The following is a 16,215-nucleotide window of genomic DNA, read 5'->3' as shown; positions in this document are numbered from 1 at the left end:
GGTATGGAACAACGTGAGATCAGCAGGCTCGGCAGGCAGGTGTCCGTCGTCGGCCTCGGTACATGGCAGCTCGGGGCGGACTGGGGAGACGTCGCCGAGAAGGAGGCGCTGGACGTCCTGGACGCCGCCGTCGAGAGCGGCGTGACGTTCTTCGACACGGCCGACGTCTACGGCGACGGGCGCAGCGAGCAGCGCATAGCGGCCTTCCGCAAGGCGCGCCCGGACGCCGGCGTCCTGGTCGCCACGAAGATGGGGCGCCGCATGGAGCAGCTCCCCGAGAACTACGTCCTGGACAACTTCCGGACCTGGAACGACCGCTCCCGCCGCAACCTCGGCGTGGACCGCCTCGACCTCGTCCAGCTGCACTGCCCCCCGACCCCCGTCTACTCCTCCGACGAGGTCTACGACGCGCTGGACACCCTGGTCGCCGAGGAGCGCATCGCCGGCTACGGGGTGAGCGTGGAGACCTGCGAGGAGGCGCTGGCGGCCATCGTGCGCCCCGGCGTGGCCAGCGTGCAGATCATCCTGAACGCGTTCCGGATGAAGCCCCTGGAGAAGGTGCTGCCGGCCGCCCAGGAGGCGGGAGTGGCCATCATCGCGCGCGTGCCGCTCGCCTCGGGGCTGCTGTCCGGCCGCTACACCAAGGACACCGTCTTCGCTCCCGACGACCACCGCACGTTCAACCGGCACGGCGAGGCGTTCGACCAGGGCGAGACGTTCTCCGGTGTCGACTACGCGACCGGTGTGGAGGCCGCGGCGGAGTTCTCGGCGCTCGCGCAGGACGGTGCCACGCCCGCGCAGACCGCGCTGCGCTGGATCGTGCAGCAGCCCGGCGTCACCACCGTCATCCCGGGCGCCCGCTCCGAGGAGCAGGCCCGCGCGAACTCCGCCGCGGCCGCGCTCCCGCCGCTGTCGCCCATGACCCTGGCCGCCGTCCGGGACCTGTACGACCAGAGGATCAGGCCGCAGGTGCACGACCGCTGGTGATCCGGCGGCGGGGAGGCCGGGGCCGGGGAGGCCGGGGCGGGATGCTGCCGCCCGCCCGGCCTACCGCTGCTCGTACGGCCCCCCGAGGTCCCACGCCTGGTGCATCGCCTCGGCGAACGCCGCCGCCAGCTTGTGCTCGCCGGAGGCGTTCGGGTGGGTGCCGTCGTAGGTGTCCCGGTGGACGTCGTACGACTCGGGCGGGGAGGCCGCGAGCAGCGGTGACGCGGGCCGGTCGAGGTTGGCGACGGCCTTCGCGAGCAGGGCGTTGAAGTGCTCCACCTCCGCGGCGAAGAACGCGTCCGTGTCCGCCCGGATGTTGGGGATGACGGGCAGCAGCACGATCCCCACGTCCGGGTTGGCGTCCCGCGCCTGAGCCACGAACCGGTGCATGTTCTCCGCGGTGCCGGGCGCGTCCGTGAAGAAGCCGAGGTCGATCAGGCCCAGCGACACCAGGAGCACGTCGGCCTTCCCCCGGGCCACGCTCTCGCCGATCACCGGCGCCATGTGCCGCCAGCCCTCGCCCCAGCCGGCCAGGTGCCGCCGGGCACGCTCGGGGAAGGCGGGATCGGCGTACTCGGACGACACGGGCGCGTCGGCCACCTTGTCGTACAGCGCCTCGCGCGGCCCGACGATGGCGAAGGGGCCCCCGAAGGTGGCGCACAGGTGCTGCCACATCCGGTAGCGCCAGGTGTGCTCTCCGGCGCTCCCTATCGTCATGGAGTCGCCGACGAACATGAACCTCAGCATGCCGACATCATTCCGGACGTGCCCGGCCCCCGGGCGCTCGGGGCCCGGGCAGTGGGGCAAGGGCAGTGGGGCACGGGGAGTGGGCCCGGGGAGTAGGGCACGGGCAGCGGGGCACGGCGGTCCGGAGTCGACCGCGGTCCGGAGGCAGGCGGCGGTCCGGAGTAGAAGGCGGTCCGGAATAGGACGGCGTGGGGGCGCCGTTCCGAAGGTGGTTGATTCATCAACTAAATAAGGAAGGGTGGTCCCGGCTGCTGCTGGCGCGCGCCTACTACCACTCCGCCCAGCTGCGGCGGGCCGAGGAGCAGCTGCGCCTGGTCATCGACCGCGACCCGGTCGAGCACTACGCGCACCTCATGCTGGGGCGGACGCTGGAGCGCCAGGGCCGCTCCGACGAGGCGGCGCCGTGGCTGCGCATGGCCGCCGCGTTCTCGGGCGGCCTCCCCCGGCGTGAGGCCGGGGGAGGCCGACGGAGGCCGACGGAGGCCGGCGGACGCTGACCGGCACCGGCGGGCGCCCCCGCGGCCGGGCGCTCGCCGTCCGCTCCACAGGCCGGGATGGCAGGCTTGGTCCATGCGCTCGCTGACGCCCCTGGCCGGGGCCGCCCTGCTCGTCGCCGTGTCCGCCCTGTCAGGGGGCGCTGTCGTCCTCTCCCCGGGGACCGCCGTGGCGGACGGCGCGCCCCACGCGTTCACCATCAAGGACCCGCGGATCAAGGAGTCCAGCGGCCTCGCCGCCAGCCGCCTCCACCCCGGCATCTACTGGACGCACAACGACAGCGACGACGGCCCGTACATCTACGCCGTCGACTCGCGGACGGGAAAGACCGTCGCCACCGTCACCCTGACCGGCGTCGGCCGCCCCCGCGACGTGGAGGCCATCTCCATGGGCCCCGGCAACACCCTCTACGTGGGCGACATCGGCGACAACCTCGGCGGGAGCTGGCCGCACGTGTGGATCTACAAGCTCCCCGAGCCCCGGGAGCTGCACGACGAGACGGTGCGGGCCACGCAGTACACGGTGCAGTACGACAACGGCCCGCGGGACGCGGAGGCGCTGATGGTGCATCCGAAGACCGGGCGGGTCTACATCGTCGACAAGAACGAGGACGGCGGGCACCTCTACGAGGGCCCGGCCACCCTCTCCCCCTCCGGCACCAACGTCTTCAAGAAGGGCGCCCCCATCGACCTGTGGGTGACCGACGGGGCGTTCTCGCCGGACGGCGAGCACCTCGCGGTGCGCGGCTACTTCGGCGGCATCCTCTACGACTGGCGCGGCGACCGGCCGGTGCGGAAGGCACGGCTGGACGTGCCCATGCAGAACCAGGGCGAGTCCGTCACCTACACGCCCGACGGCGGCACGCTCATGTACGGAAGCGAGGGTGCGCAGAGCGAGGTCGTGCCGGAACGGGTGCCGGGGGCGTCCGGTTCGGGCTCCGGTTCGGCGACGGCCGGCGGCAGCGGGGCGGACGGCGACGCGAGCGGTGGCAAGGGCCTGGAGGGGAACTACGGGAAGGGCGCGCTGGTGCTGTTGATCGCCCTGGCGCTGGTGTTCGGCGCGAAGAAGGCGGTGCGAAGGAAGTGAGGGCCCCGGCGGGCGTGCGCCGGGGCCCTCGGTGTGGTGTGGTGCGCTGCGGTGCGGGACTCGGACCTACGCCAGGTCAGCCGTAGGCGATGCTCGCAGCCGCCCGATGATTCGCCGGGTCAGAGCTGCTCGATGACGTAGTCCACGCACTTCGTCAGCGCCTCGACGTCCGCCGGGTCGACCGCCGGGAACATCGCGATCCGGAGCTGGTTGCGGCCCAGCTTGCGGTACGGCTCCGTGTCGACGACGCCGTTGGCGCGCAGCACCTTGGCGACCGCGGCGGCGTCGATCTCGTCGCTGAAGTCGATCGTGCCGACGACCTGCGAGCGCTTGGCGGGGTCGGAGACGAAGGGGTTGGCGTACTTGATGTCCTCGGCCCAGCCGTACAGCGTCCGGGCGGAGGTGGCGGTGCGGCGCACGGCCCAGTCCAGGCCGCCCTGGCCGTTGATCCAGTCGAGCTGCTCCGCGAGCAGGAAGAGCGTGGAGAGGGCCGGGGTGTTGTACGTCTGGTTCTTGCGGGAGTTGTCGATCGCGGTCGGCAGCGAGAAGAACTCCGGCACGTGCCGCCCCGAGCCGTGGACGCGCTCGGCGCGCTCCAGGGCGGCGGGGGAGAAGAGGCCGATCCACAGGCCGCCGTCGGAGGCGAAGGACTTCTGCGGGGCGAAGTAGTAGACGTCGGTCTCGGCGACGTCGACGGGCAGGCCGCCCGCGCCCGAGGTGGCGTCCACCAGCACGAGGGAGCCGTCGTCGGCGCCGGCCACGCGCTTGATGGGCATGGCGACACCGGTCGAGGTCTCGTTGTGCGTGAGCGCGTACACGTCGGTGCCCGGCTCGGCGTAGGCCTCGGGGTGGGTGCCCGGGTCGGCGGTGACGATCGTCGGCTCGGCGAGCCAGGGGGCGAGCTTCGCGGCCTTGGCGAACTTCGAGGAGAACTCCCCGAACGAGAGGTGCTGCGACCTCTCGTCGATCAGGCCGTGCGTCGCGATGTCCCAGAAGGCGGTGGTGCCGCCGTTGCCGAGGATGACCTCGTAGCCCTCGGGCAGTGAGAACAGCTCGCTCAGGCCTTCGCGCACCCGGCCGACCAGGTTCTTCACCGGGGCCTGGCGGTGCGAGGTGCCCATCAGCGAGGCACCGGAGGCGGCCAGCGCGTCGAGCGCCTCGGTCCGCACCTTGGAGGGGCCCGCGCCGAAACGGCCGTCCGCGGGCTTGATGTCAGCAGGAATCCGGATCTCAGCCACGGATCGGAGCCTATCCCCTCACGGAAATCTGAGGGAGGAGGAGTCCGGCCGATGAGACGTTCGGGGGGCGCACGGGCCCCTACCTGCGCCGTTCGGCGCTCGGAGTGCTTCTCGCGGCCGGGCCCGGCGGCTGCCGGAGAAAAGTCCGCGGGACCCGCAACCTCCGTGGGGGATGGACGTCTGTCGGAGTGAAGGCGCCCTTCGTACCGGGGCCGTCGGCACGGGAAGCCACCCGTGCCGTGCGCCCGTCCACGCCATCGCCGAACTGATTCGAGGAACGGAAATGCCCGCACGTCTGACCGCCGCCCGCAGCGCCCTTCGGGGCCGGACGCGCAAGATCCTGGGAACGTCCGTGGTCGTCGCCGCGCTGGGTCTGGGGGGCGCGCTCGCCGCCCACGCGGACACCTCGGGGCCGCGTCCGGCCCCGGCCAAGCCCGCTCCGGCCAAGCCGGTGCCCGCCAGGCCGGCCCCCACGGCGCCGGCCACGGCCGCGCCGCGGCCCGTCCCGTCCGCCACCGGGGATCCCCGGGGCACGCGGCCCTCTCCGGTGCCCTCCACGGCCGCGCCGGCGAAGCCGCGGCCCGCGCGGCCCGGGGCTTCGGCGCCCTCGCCGGTTCCGGCGCCGACCCGGTACGCCACACCGGTGCCCGGACCCACCGAGGCCTCCCCGGTGCCGAGCCGGCCCGGCGGGGCGGCGCCGTCTCCGGTGCCGAGCCGGCCGGGCACCCCGGCGCCCGCGCCCGCGGGGCAGCCCGGAAAGTGATCCCAGCACGCCGGTGAGGGGCCGCCGGGTGCCGGCGATGCGTCGGCCGGCGGCGGCCGCTCCCGGCGGCTCCGGTGCCCCGTACCACCACCCACGTCCAGGAGATGCATGAGGACAGCGACGTTTCCGGTCGTCCCGGCCGTTCCGGTCGTCCCGGTGCGGGACCGGGCGCGGCGTGCGGCGCCTCTGAGGGCGCCCGCCGCGCCCGGTCGGTGGTGGGTGCCGTCCGGGCGTAGATGGTGGCGGGCGCTGCTGCGGAGCAACGGGGCACTTCTGCGGAGCATCGAACGGAGCCGGGGGCGCTCCGCGCGCCCTGCGGGCACCGCGTCGGCCGCGGGGCCGGCGGCCGGTGCGGGCGGGGTGCCGCGCATCGACGAGCTGTACCACCACCGCCGTCTGGAGCTGGTCCGGCTGGCGCTGCTGCTGGTGGACGACCTGCCGACGGCGGAGGACGTCGTCCAGGACGCGTTCGCCGCGTTGTTCCGGCGGCACGGCGAGCGGCTGGCGGGCGTGGAGGACCCGGAGGCGTACGTCCGCACGAGCGTGGTGAACCGGGCGCGTTCCGTGCTGCGGCGGCGCAGGACGGCGCGCGCCCACACGCCGGAGCGCGAGGGGCACGTGCCGCCGGCCGAGGAGTACGTCCTGCTCCACGAGGAGCACCGGGAAGTGCTCGCCGCGCTCGGGACGCTCACCCGCAGGCAGCGCGAGGTGCTGGTGCTGCGGTACTGGTCGCACCTCTCCGAGGCGGAGATCGCCGAGAGCCTCGGGCTGTCCCGCGGGACGGTCAAGTCCACGGCGAGCAGGGCGCTGGACGCGCTGGAGAGACGGTTGAGGGGGGATGGCTGACGTGGGTCGGCGGACCGAGGGAGCGTACGGGATGCAGGGGGAGCAGGGGATCCGGGAGGCGCAGAGGATCCAGGAGGCGCAGAGGATCCATGTGCTGCGGGGAGTCGATGTGCTGCTGGGGGAACCGGAGAAGATGAAGGGGACGGGCAGATGACTCGGTGGTGGTCCGAACGGGCGCCGGGACCCGCGCCGGGACCCGGTAGGGCGGCGGTCGAGCGGCGGCTGCGCGCCGCGCTTGAGGCGCGCGCCGGCACCGTCGGCCACACCGACCTGCGGCCGGCCGTCCCGCCGTCCGTGGCCGCGGCGCGCGGCCGGCTGCGCGTGGTCCGCGGTTCCGCCGGCGGGACCCTGGCGGTGCTCGGGCTGGCGGCCGCGGTGGTGTGCGTGCTGCTCGTCGCGGGCGTTCTCGTGCGGGACCGGGAAGGGCACCGCGAGCCGGTCGGGCCCGCGCACCCGTCGCAGCCGCACACGCCCCGGCCGAGCGCGCCGCACAGTGCCGGCCCCCTGCCGGTCAGCCCCACGCCGCGGGTTCCGACGTCCCGCGCTCCGGACGCCACGTCGCCCGGTGAGGGCCCGACACCGTCGGCCGGTCACGGGTCAGGGTCCGGGCCGGGTTCCGCTCCCGGCCACGGGGCCTCCGCCGGCCCGGGTTCGGCGCCGTCGGGGGGCGCCCATGCCACGCCGTCCACCGGATCCGGTTCCTCGGCGTCCTCCATGTTCTCCACCCCCGACTCGGGTTCCACGAACCGTTCCTAATCAGTGAGCAGGAGTGAGTCTTGGACCCGAACCTGCGTATCTGGCGCATCCCGAACGGTTGTGGATGCACCGGTCGCCCGCGTTCGCTCCGCGTCCGGCGGCGCGCATCCTGTGCGTGGTCCGGGAATGCGGGGGCGGGGTTCCTCACGTCCCCGGGTGCCGTTTGCGGCCTGGCCGGTCCGATGCCCGCGACGATCGCTCTGGTCGTCGTGGGGCGGTGTCGTCCGTCGCCGGATACGGTGCCCGAGGGCGCGTCGTCCGATTGCCACGGCAGCGCTGTCGTGGCGGGTGGCCTTGCGAGTCTTCGTGGTGAGGGACTTCTGCCAGTGCTCGGCGCCCCAGCGGGAGGTGTATGCCGGATCGACGGCCACGATGGTGATGCCGAGTTCGGCGGCCATACTGGCGAGCCGGGCGCGCAGCCTGGCGACGGGTATGCCGGAGATGAGGTTGCGGAACCGCTTGCGGTGACCGTGCTTCTCGCGGGTTTTCTCGGTGGTGAAGTCGAGGTCTTCGACCGCAATGGACAGGTTGTGGCGTGCGGCCCCATGCAGGAGCTGGGTGAGGGCGTGCCGTACCTGGGCGTCTCGGTGGTTCGCGCTGCCGGACAGGTCGTAGAGGAAGCGGCGTGGCTCACCCACCGGGTTGCCGTGCTGGTCGAGTCGCCAGGCGGCCAGGTGGTCGGCGTTGGTGTCCACACCGATCAGACCACCGGTGCGGGCCTGGGCCAGGGGCACGGTTTTGATCGGCGGGATCGTCCACGACGCGGTCACATACCAGCGGTCCCGCTCCACGTCGTGGTGGATGCGGTAGGCCACCGCCCGGTTCGCGCCGACGCGGTCGGCCCACTCATCTGTCCGGTGCCCGAAGACCACGCGGGAGGCCAGGACGTACCGGCCGTGCTTGCTGTTGGCCAGATACGCCAGCGGCGTGGGCAGCTTGATGCTGAGCTCGCCGTCCGGCGTGAGGCGGATCGTCTCGTTACCGAACCGCTTGCCGGACTCCCCATCGGCGGCGAGGAACCAGCGTCCGGCCTCCCAGCGCTGGCGCCACTGCTCGGCGGTGAGCTGCGCCTTGTCCAGGTTGTGGCGGGTGTTGAGCAGGCGTTTGCCGCCCCGTGCTACCCGGACACGCCCGGCCTCACGGTCGGCCCGCTTGCTGGTCAGCCGGTCCTCCAGCACGTGCAGGCGACGTGTCTTGGCGAACCACTCCTGTGTGGTGCGGTAGCCGCCCGGAGCCCGCTTGGTGCCCTTCTGCCCGACCGGCAGCGACAGCCGGTGCGCGATCGTGCGGACACCGGCCTCAAGACTGTGGATGTGGGCAAGCTGAGCGCGACGGGAGAGCGCCCACTGATCATGGCTGGCCTTCGTGATCGACCCGGCCCACCGCGACGACGACTCCTGTGTCAGGGCCCGCTTCCGCTCGGCCCACGTGTCCGTGGAGTGCTCCAGCCCGTCAGCGCACCTGCGCTTGAGGTCTTTCGAGGCGAGGGAGCCGAGGTGCGCGCCGACCAGGCGCAACACCTTGTCATCCTCGCTGGTGAGGTGCTTGAGGCTCGTGCGGATCGCGACGCCGCACGGCCCGAGAGCAACAAACGGCGGATCGATCGAACGCAGGTCAGCCATGCCGGGCGGCCTCCAGGGCCTTGCGGGCGCGGATCTTCGCCGACCTGCGCCCGTACAGGCGGGCACAGAACGAGGTCAGCACCTCCACCATGTCCCGCACCAGGTCGTCCTCGGCCTCGCCGTCGTCCAGCACGACCAGGCGGCGCCCAGTCGCGGACAGAGCGGCCTCGACCAGCTCGACGTTCATGCGACCGAGGCGGTCCTTGTGCTCCACCACCACCTGCACGGCAGGATCGGCAAGCAGCCGCTTGGCCTTGGCACGGCCGCCGTTCATGCCCGAGGCGATTTCCGACTCCACCCGCACCACCCGGTGGCCCGCGGCGGCAGCCCACCGGGCCAGCCGGTCGACTTGGCGCTCCAGATCGCCCTTCTGATCGTGCGAGCAGACGCGGGCGTACAGACCCAGCCCGCCAACTGCCCCGGGCGCGGAGCCGGCCCCCACGTTCACAAGGATCGTCCGCGGGCCTACCCGCTGAGCCGGCACCGGTAGCGTCCCCTCACGGAACCAGCGATACGCGGTCTGCGGATGCACACCCTGCCTCTTCGCTCATTCCGTGAGATTCACGCTCTGACAACGACACTCATTTACACATGGTTGCGCTCACTTACCCGACTTCGATGGCCAGCAGTTGAAGACCCTTCCGACCCCACTGGCCTCCCCCGTCCCACGGGCCCCTGACCGGGCCTGTCACCCTCCGTGCTCTCCACGGAGTCATCACTTCCGAATCGGTTCCGTGACGCTGTGCTTGTGGCAGACTGCCGCGCGTCATCTGGCTCGGAGGTGGGGGAGTGAGTGAGCCGAGATCGGCTCCGACGATCGGTCAGCTGGTGCTGAGCAGACAGCTCCGCGCGCTGCGCGAGAAGGCCGGGGTCAGCAGAGAGCAGGCGGCCGGGCTCCTGCACGTCGCGCCGAGCACCGTCCGCCGTATGGAGATGGCCGAGGTCTCGCTCAAGATCCCCTACATCCAGATGCTGCTCCCCGCGTACGGCGTGTCGGAGAGCGATGTGGAGGTATTCCTCCGGTTGGCGGACGAGGCGAACGAACCGGGCTGGTGGCAGCGGTTCCACGACATACTGCCCGACTGGTTCAGCGGCTACGTCAGCCTGGAGGAGTCGGCGCGCCTGATCCGCTCGTACGAGCCGCACTTCGTGCCCGGGCTGTTGCAGACCGAGGACTATGCGCGCGCGGTCCTCACCACCGGTTCCGTCGGCCGCAGGGAGCCCGGACGTGTCGAACGTCACGTTGCCCTCCGTCTCGAACGCCAGGCACTGCTGACCCGCCCGGGCGCGCCGCGCTTCTGGGTGGTGGTCGACGAGACGGTGCTGATGCGGCCCGTGGGGTCGTCCGCGGTGATGCGGGCGCAGATCGACCGGATCCTGGAGTCGACGGATCTGCCGAACGTCACCCTCCAGATCGCCGAGCTCTCCGCGGGCCACCATCCGGGGACGTACAGCCCGTTCGTACTGTTCCGGTTCGCGGCGCCCGAGTTGCCCGACATGGTGTATATCGAGTACCTCACCGGGGCGTTGTATCTGGATCAGCCCGATGAGGTGACGGAGCACATGGAGGCGATGGACCGCATGGTCGCCCATGCGGAGTCCGCGCAGCGGACGCGGGAGATTCTGCGGGAGTACCGGGGTCGCGTGTGAACGGTGGCCGCACTTCGCGCAGTTCCCCGCGCCCCTGATCGGCTCCTGCGGTGCCGGTTGCGGTCTGTGTGCCGGCTGTCCGCGGGCGGGGCTTTTTCGCGCAGTTCCCCGCGCCCCTGATCGGGTCGGTCGTGCCCTCTTGCGGTCTGTGTTCCGGCTGTCCCGCCGGCGGGACTTCTCGCGCAGTTCCCCGCGCCCCTTATCAGGCGGGTTGCTCCTGCCGCTCGGCTGCGAGGGACGCCCCGTCAGGGGCGCGGGGAACTGCGCGAGCAACCACGATTGTGCTGCACCTGTGTGAGGGGATCAGCCGCTGTGATCAGGGGCGCGGGGAACTGCGCGAAGAAACAGCCACCACCCCGCACTCGCGCAGAAAAGCCGAGCCCAACCCCACACGGGGGCCCGGGGGAACCACGGCGAAGGGACACACCCACGGGCGACGAACACCGGGGCACTACGGTTCCGGCCCCCCGCAGGGGCATGCTGGACGCATGACGGATCTAGACGGCGCGGCCCCCCACCCGCCCTCCCCCACGGATCTGACCACCCCGGCCCACCTCACCGCCCTCCGCGGCGAGCTGGCCGCCGCCGTCGCGGGCGGCGCCGGCGATGTGGACTTCTCCACCACCGCCCGGGCCCTCACCACCATGGACGCGTCGAACTACCGCCGCGTCCCGGTGGGCGTCGTCACGCCGCGGGACGCCGACGACGTCGCCGCCGCGCTGGCCGTGTGCGCCAGACACGGTGTGCCGGTCGTCGCCCGGGGCGGCGGCACCTCCATCGCCGGCCAGGCCACCGGAACCGGCGTCGTCCTGGACTTCACCCGCCACATGAACCGCATCGTCGCCCTGGATCCCGGCTCCAAGACGGCGGTCGTCCAACCCGGCGTCGTCCTCGACCGGCTCCAGGAGGCGGCGGCGCCGCACGGGCTGCGGTTCGGACCCGACCCGTCCACGCACGGCCGCTGCTCCCTCGGCGGGATGATCGCGAACAACTCCTGCGGCTCGCACTCCGTCGCCTGGGGCACCACCGCCGCCAACGTCCGGGAGCTGTCCGCCCTCACCTACCGCGGCGAGCGCCTGCGCCTCGGCCCGAACTGGGCGGGCGCGCCGGAGGGCCTGCGGGAGCTGGTGGACGGCGATCTCGCGCTGCTGCGCACCGGCTTCCCCGAACTGCCACGCCTGATCTCCGGATACGCCCTGGACGCGCTGCTGCCCGAACGGGACGCGGACGTCGCCCGGTTCTTCTGCGGCAGCGAGGGCACCCTCGGCGTGCTCACCGAGGCGGTCGTCAGCCTTGTCGACGCCCCACGTGTGCGTGCCCTCGCCGTGCTCGGCTACTCCGACGAGGGCGCCGCCGCGGACGCCGCGGCCGGGCTGCTGCCGTACGGGCCGCTGACCGTGGAGGGCATGGCCGCCGACCTGGTGCCGCCGGGCACGGCGGGGCTGCCGGAGGGCGGCGCGTGGCTGTTCGTGGAGACCGGCGGCGACACGGAGCAGGAGGCACGCGCGCGTGCCGACGCGATCGTGCGCGCCGCCGACGTCCTGGACTCCCTGGTCGTGACCGACGCGGCCCGGCAGCGCTCCCTGTGGCGGGTCCGCGAGGACGCCTCCGGCACCGCCACCCGGATGCTGGACGGCAGCGAGGCGTGGCCCGGCTGGGAGGACTGCGCGGTGCCGCCCGCCCGGCTCGGCGCGTACCTGCGGGACTTCCGCCCCCTGCTCGCCGAGCACGGCCTGCGCGGCACCCCCTACGGGCACTTCGGCGACGGGTGCATCCACATCCGCATCGACTTCGACCTGATCGGCGCGGACGGGATCCGGCGCTTCCGGCGGTTCTCGGAGGCGCTGGCCGACCTCGTCGTGCAGCACGGCGGCTCGCTCTCCGGGGAGCACGGCGACGGGCTGGCCCGCGCCGAGCTGCTGCCGCGGATGTACGGGCCCGAGCTGGTACGGCTCTTCGAGCGGGTCAAGGCCGTCTGGGACCCGGACGACGGGCTCAACCCCGGCGTCCTGGTCCGCCCCGCCCGGCTCGACGACAACCTCCGCTTCGCGCCGCTGCCCCGCGAGAAGGTCCCGGTGGCCTTCGGCTACCCGCATGACGGCGGCGACTTCTCGGCCGCGGTGCGGCGCTGCGTGGGCGTCGCGAAGTGCCGCGAGACGACGGTCACCCCGGGCGGCACCGCCGTCATGTGCCCGTCGTACCGGGTCACCGGCGACGAGAAGCACTCCACGCGCGGGCGTGCCCGGCTGCTCCACGAGATGCTGGCGGGCGGGGGCACCGCGGGCGACAGCAGGAACGGGGCCGGCGCCCCGGGCGCTGCGGGCGCGCCGGGCGGCGGCACGGGTCCCGTGGACGTCGTCATCAGCGACGGCTGGGACTCCTCCGAGGTCATGGAGGCGCTCGACCTCTGCCTGTCCTGCAAGGGATGCCGCAGCGACTGCCCGGTGGGCGTGGACATGGCCACCTACAAGGCGGAGTTCCTGCACCACCACTACGAGGGCAAACGGCGGCCGGCGGCGCACTACGCGCTGGGGTGGCTGCCGCGCTGGCTGCGCGCCGCGGCGGCGCTGCGGCTCGCGGGGCCGGCGAACGCCGCGTCCCGCGTCCGGCCGCTGGCCGCCGTCGCCAAGCGGCTCGGCGGCCTGGCTCCCGAGCGGGACATCCCGCGGCTGGCCCCGGAGACGTTCCGGGAGTGGTTCGGGCGCCGGCCGGAGACGTCCCGCGGCGGGTCGCTGGCGACGGACAGCGGGGCGGGCCGCCGCGCGGGGGCGCCCGGCGACGACGTCACCGTGCTGTGGCCGGACACCTTCACGGACCACCTCTCCCCGGAGGTCGGCAAGGCGGCCGTGCGGGTCCTGCACGACGCGGGCCGCCGGGTCGCCCTGCCGCCCAAGGGCGTGTGCTGCGGCATCACGTACGTGTCGACCGGCCAGCTCGACCGCGCGCGTGCCGTGATGCGGCGCACCCTCGACCTGCTGGAGCCCGCCGGCCTGGACACCCCCGTGGTGGTCCTGGAGCCGAGCTGCGCGGGGGCGCTCAAGACGGACCTGCCGGAGCTGCTGGCCGACGACCCACGCGCGCGTAGGCTCGCCGACTCGGTACGGACCTTCGCCCAGGCCCTGGAGGAGCAGGCCCCCGACTGGCTCCCGCCCCGTCTGGACCGGGCGGCCGTCGGCCAGACCCACTGCCACCAGCACGCGGTCCTCGGCGACGCCGCCGAGCAGCGGCTGCGCGAGCGCGCCGGCCTGACCGGCGCCCTCAGCGGCGGCTGCTGCGGCCTCGCGGGCAACTTCGGCTTCGAACGCGGCCACTACGACGTGTCCGTGGCCTGCGCCGAGGAACAGCTCCTGCCGTCCGTGCGGCAGGCCCCGCCCGGCGCCGCGGTCCTCGCCGACGGCTACTCCTGCCGCACCCAGCTCCAGCAGCTGTCCGGCGTCCGCGGCCGGCACCTCGCGGAGGTGCTCGCGGAGGGGCTCGCGGTGCGCGGGGACGGCGAGGTGCGGGACCGGGACGCTGACGATCCCGCCGATCCCGTCGGCCCTGCTGATCCCGTCGCCCCTGCCGATCCCGCCGACGCTGCTGATCGCGCCGGCCCTGCTGATCCCGCCCCTCCCACCGATCCCATGTGACGACGGGACCGTGGGCGCGGCCCCGCCGTCCCTCGCGTCCCCGGGGAAGCGATCCGGCCACCGGCACCTGAATACCGGCGCGCCGGAGGCTTGCCCGTTCCGTACCGTGGACGTCGAGTCGACGGGACGGGACAGCGATGACGGACGGCAGGGCGGGCGGGACCGGCGCGGGAGCCACGCGTACGGGCGGCGGGGCGGCCCCCGGGCCGGGCGCCGCGGGCACCGGGGTCGCCGGATCGGCGGCGGGCACCCGCGCCGCGAGCGGACCCCACGCGGGCGGGGCCCCGCAGCCGCACGGCGGGGCCCCGCACCCGGAGGGCGCCCCGCTCGGCGCGGGCCGCGGTGCGCCCGGCGGTGCGCCCGGCCACCACCACGTCGCCTCGGCGCTGCCCGCCATCACGATGCTCGTCGGCGCCGGGGTCTCCGTGCAGTTCGGCGGGGCGGTCGCCGTCTGGCTGATGCCGCGCACCGGTCCGGCCGGAGTGGTGTCCCTGCGGCTGCTCGCCTCGGCCGTCGTGCTGCTGGCCGTCTGCCGCCCCCGGATGCGCGGGTACACGCGTGCCGACTGGGGAACCGTCATCGTCTTCGGCGTGGTCACCGGCACGATGAACAACGTCTTCTACCAGGCCGCCGCCCGCATCCCGCTGGGCATCGCGGTCACCCTGGAGGTGCTCGGCCCGCTGGCCCTGTCGGTGATCGCCTCCCGGCGGCTGATCAACGTCCTCTGGGCGCTGCTCGCCCTCAGCGGCGTGTTCCTGCTCAGCGAGGGGGGCTTCGGGACGATCGACCCGGTGGGCATGGCGTGCGCGCTCGGCGCCGGTGCGCTGTGGGCGTTCTACATACTCTTCAGCGCCCGTACCGGCCAGCGCTTCCCGCAGGCGGACGGGCTCGCCCTCGCGATGGGCGTCGCCGCCGTGCTGTCGCTGCCGGTGGGCGTCGCGACGGCAGGGCACCGGCTCCTGGTGCCCAGCACCATCGCGCTCGGCGCGGGCGTCGCCCTGATGGCGACCGTCCTGCCGTACACGCTGGAACTGATGGCGCTGCGCCGGCTGCCCGCCCCCACCGTCGCCGTCCTGATGAGCCTGGAGCCCGCCATCGCCGCGGTGGCCGGCTTCCTCGTGCTGCACCAGGCGCTCTCGGCCACCGACGCGCTCGCCGTGGCCATGGTGATCGCGGCCAGCATGGGGGCGGTGCGCACGCGCGCGGGGCGGCTGCGGTCGCCCCGGCCGAAGGGGGTCTGGCGGGTGCCGCGGTGGCGCCGGCCGCCTCGGGACGGGGTCCGGCGCGGCGGGGGATACCCGGGCGCGGGCGGCGGCGGGGCATGAGCGACGCTTGAGGGACTGCTCGGGCGCTTCGGGCACCGGGCCGTGAGGGGCCGCGCCGCGTGAAGGCCACCCCGGAAGGGCCGGCGTCGCGAGAGCGCCACGTCGTATGGGCCGGCGCCGCGAGCGCCGGGCGGGAGGGAGCCCCCACGTGTCACGTCCGTCAGAGCCGTCGGAACGATCAGATCCGTCACGCCCGATCACCGTCGTCACCGGTGGCAGCCGCGGCATCGGTGCCGCCACGTGCGTCCGGCTCGCCGTCGAGGGGCACGACATCGCGTTCAGCTACCTGAACGACATCCTTGCCGCCGAGGACACCGCGGCGAGGGTGCGGGCGGCGGGCGCGCGCTGTGTCGCCGTGCGCGGGGACACGGCGAGCGAGGCGGACGTGGAGCGGCTCTTCGACACCGCGGCGGCCGAGCTGGGGACGGTCACCGGCCTGGTGAACAACGCCGGCGTGACCGGCCCGATCACCCGCCTCGCCGACGCCGGGACGGACGTGCTGCGGCGTGTGCTCGACGTGAACGTCCTGGGCTGCCTGCTCTGCTGCCGCCGGGCCGCCCGCGACATGGCGGTGTCCGGCGGTGGCGCCATCGTGAACATCTCCTCGGCCGCCGCCACCCTCGGCAGCCCCGGCACGTACGTCCACTACGCCGCGTCCAAGGGCGCCGTCGACACCCTCACCGTCGGCCTCTCCAAGGAGCTCGGCCCGGACGGCATCCGCGTCAACGCCGTCGCCCCCGGCATCATCAAGACCGACATCCACGCGGCCATGGGCGCCCCCGACCGGCCGACCACGGCGACGGCACACCTGCCGATGGCCCGGCCCGGGGAGGCGGAGGAGATAGCGGGCGCGGTGGCCTGGCTGCTCTCCTCGGACGCGTCGTACGCGACGGGCACGGTGGTGAGGGTCGCCGGCGGAATGTGATCGCCGCACGGGCGTGACCAGCCAGAACGAAACGGTCAGATCGTCGCTGTCACGTCTCCGCCGGAAGAAAGTTCTGGCTGAAGCGGTTCGGAGGGGGTGTTCCCAGCCGTTCGCCTGGGGAGACGGGTGCCCAAGGGTGCCGCCGA

The 16,215-nt window shown here is 73.7% G+C and carries 13 protein-coding genes and 2 pseudogenes; 11 read left to right on the top strand and 4 right to left on the bottom strand.

What is annotated here, in order from left to right:
- The first annotated feature begins 3 nt into the window (after positions 1-3).
- Positions 4-987 (top strand): aldo/keto reductase, encoded by a 984-nt coding sequence (locus Sm713_RS26595; protein WP_212912606.1) that lies wholly within the window; start codon positions 4-6, stop codon positions 985-987.
- 60 nt (positions 988-1,047) lie between these two features.
- Here the strand turns inward: Sm713_RS26595 and Sm713_RS26590 are convergent, their stop codons facing one another.
- Positions 1,048-1,734: an SGNH/GDSL hydrolase family protein gene (locus Sm713_RS26590; RefSeq protein ID WP_212912605.1), complete on the bottom strand. Its 687-nt coding sequence runs from the start codon at positions 1,732-1,734 to the stop codon at positions 1,048-1,050.
- 242 nt (positions 1,735-1,976) lie between these two features.
- On the opposite strand from Sm713_RS26590, the pseudogene Sm713_RS26585 reads away from it, so the two are divergent.
- Both Sm713_RS26585 and Sm713_RS26580 read left to right on the top strand, forming a co-directional pair.
- Positions 1,977-2,231 (top strand): annotated as a pseudogene (locus Sm713_RS26585) (tetratricopeptide repeat protein); the annotation flags it as partial.
- Between the two features lie 73 nt (positions 2,232-2,304).
- A complete protein-coding gene (locus tag Sm713_RS26580) occupies positions 2,305-3,315 on the top strand; it encodes a WD40 repeat domain-containing protein (protein ID WP_212912603.1) in 1,011 nt (336 codons plus the stop codon).
- A 119-nt stretch (positions 3,316-3,434) separates the two neighbouring features.
- On the opposite strand, the gene serC is transcribed toward Sm713_RS26580, so the two are convergent.
- Entirely contained in the window at positions 3,435-4,553 is a 1,119-nt protein-coding gene (serC, locus tag Sm713_RS26575) for a phosphoserine transaminase (protein WP_212912602.1), read from the bottom strand.
- 283 nt (positions 4,554-4,836) lie between these two features.
- Here serC and Sm713_RS26570 point away from each other — a divergent pair, with 283 nt between their 5' ends.
- From Sm713_RS26570 to Sm713_RS26555, 4 genes are all read left to right on the top strand, one after another.
- A complete protein-coding gene (locus Sm713_RS26570) occupies positions 4,837-5,316 on the top strand; it encodes a hypothetical protein (protein WP_212912601.1) in 480 nt (159 codons plus the stop codon).
- A gap of 108 nt (positions 5,317-5,424) precedes the next feature.
- Positions 5,425-6,162: an RNA polymerase sigma factor gene (locus tag Sm713_RS26565; RefSeq protein WP_374196073.1), complete on the top strand. Its 738-nt coding sequence runs from the start codon at positions 5,425-5,427 to the stop codon at positions 6,160-6,162.
- Entirely contained in the window at positions 6,155-6,316 is a 162-nt protein-coding gene (locus Sm713_RS26560; RefSeq protein WP_212912600.1) for a hypothetical protein, read from the top strand. Before Sm713_RS26565 ends, Sm713_RS26560 begins: the two co-directional genes overlap by 8 nt.
- Entirely contained in the window at positions 6,313-6,918 is a 606-nt protein-coding gene (locus Sm713_RS26555) for a hypothetical protein (RefSeq protein WP_212912599.1), read from the top strand. The genes Sm713_RS26560 and Sm713_RS26555 overlap by 4 nt, the downstream gene beginning before the upstream one ends.
- Here the strand turns inward: Sm713_RS26555 and Sm713_RS26550 are convergent.
- Together Sm713_RS26550 and Sm713_RS26545 are read right to left on the bottom strand one after the other, a co-directional pair.
- The gene (locus Sm713_RS26550; protein WP_212912598.1) at positions 6,915-8,540 is read right to left on the bottom strand and encodes a transposase; all 1,626 of its coding nucleotides are present in this window, start codon (positions 8,538-8,540) and stop codon (positions 6,915-6,917) included. The genes Sm713_RS26555 and Sm713_RS26550 overlap by 4 nt on opposite strands.
- A pseudogene (locus Sm713_RS26545) lies at positions 8,533-9,087 on the bottom strand (IS607 family transposase); the annotation flags it as partial. The gene Sm713_RS26550 and the pseudogene Sm713_RS26545, both read right to left, overlap by 8 nt.
- Before the next feature lie 242 nt (positions 9,088-9,329).
- On the opposite strand from Sm713_RS26545, the gene Sm713_RS26540 reads away from it, so the two are divergent.
- The 4 genes from Sm713_RS26540 to Sm713_RS26525 all read left to right on the top strand — a co-directional run bounded on the left by Sm713_RS26540 (position 9,330) and on the right by Sm713_RS26525 (position 16,069).
- Positions 9,330-10,190: a helix-turn-helix transcriptional regulator gene (locus Sm713_RS26540; RefSeq protein ID WP_212912596.1), complete on the top strand. Its 861-nt coding sequence runs from the start codon at positions 9,330-9,332 to the stop codon at positions 10,188-10,190.
- Positions 10,191-10,678: 488 nt separating this feature from the next.
- On the top strand, positions 10,679-13,819 hold the full coding sequence (locus Sm713_RS26535) for an FAD-binding and (Fe-S)-binding domain-containing protein (RefSeq protein WP_212912595.1): 3,141 nt from the start codon (positions 10,679-10,681) through the stop codon (positions 13,817-13,819).
- Positions 13,820-13,956: 137 nt separating this feature from the next.
- Positions 13,957-15,144, top strand: a complete 1,188-nt coding sequence (locus tag Sm713_RS26530; RefSeq protein ID WP_212912594.1) for a DMT family transporter — start codon at positions 13,957-13,959, stop codon at positions 15,142-15,144.
- Positions 15,145-15,292: 148 nt separating this feature from the next.
- Positions 15,293-16,069 carry an SDR family oxidoreductase gene (locus Sm713_RS26525; protein WP_249416702.1) on the top strand — a complete coding sequence of 259 codons (777 nt, stop codon included), beginning with the start codon at positions 15,293-15,295 and terminating at the stop codon, positions 16,067-16,069.
- Positions 16,070-16,215: the final 146 nt, after the last annotated feature.

The sequence above is a fragment of the Streptomyces sp. TS71-3 genome (assembly GCF_018327685.1).
In the GTDB taxonomy this organism is placed as follows: Bacteria; Actinomycetota; Actinomycetes; order Streptomycetales; family Streptomycetaceae; genus Streptomyces.
The sequence above is the reverse complement of the archived record's forward strand: the minus strand, read 5'-3'. Positions and strand labels throughout refer to the sequence as shown.

Bases quoted from the DNA above. Each gene is read 5' to 3' on its own strand.
- Sm713_RS26595 (WP_212912606.1), top strand. From the start codon at position 4: ATGGAACAACGTGAGATCAGCAGGCTCGGCAGGCAGGTGTCCGTCGTC.
- Sm713_RS26590 (WP_212912605.1), bottom strand. From the start codon at position 1,734: ATGCTGAGGTTCATGTTCGTCGGCGACTCCATGACGATAGGGAGCGCC.
- Sm713_RS26580 (WP_212912603.1), top strand. From the start codon at position 2,305: ATGCGCTCGCTGACGCCCCTGGCCGGGGCCGCCCTGCTCGTCGCCGTG.
- Sm713_RS26570 (WP_212912601.1), top strand. From the start codon at position 4,837: ATGCCCGCACGTCTGACCGCCGCCCGCAGCGCCCTTCGGGGCCGGACG.
- Sm713_RS26565 (WP_374196073.1), top strand. From the start codon at position 5,425: ATGAGGACAGCGACGTTTCCGGTCGTCCCGGCCGTTCCGGTCGTCCCG.
- Sm713_RS26560 (WP_212912600.1), top strand. From the start codon at position 6,155: ATGGCTGACGTGGGTCGGCGGACCGAGGGAGCGTACGGGATGCAGGGG.
- Sm713_RS26555 (WP_212912599.1), top strand. From the start codon at position 6,313: ATGACTCGGTGGTGGTCCGAACGGGCGCCGGGACCCGCGCCGGGACCC.
- Sm713_RS26550 (WP_212912598.1), bottom strand. From the start codon at position 8,540: ATGGCTGACCTGCGTTCGATCGATCCGCCGTTTGTTGCTCTCGGGCCG.
- Sm713_RS26535 (WP_212912595.1), top strand. From the start codon at position 10,679: ATGACGGATCTAGACGGCGCGGCCCCCCACCCGCCCTCCCCCACGGAT.
- Sm713_RS26530 (WP_212912594.1), top strand. From the start codon at position 13,957: ATGACGGACGGCAGGGCGGGCGGGACCGGCGCGGGAGCCACGCGTACG.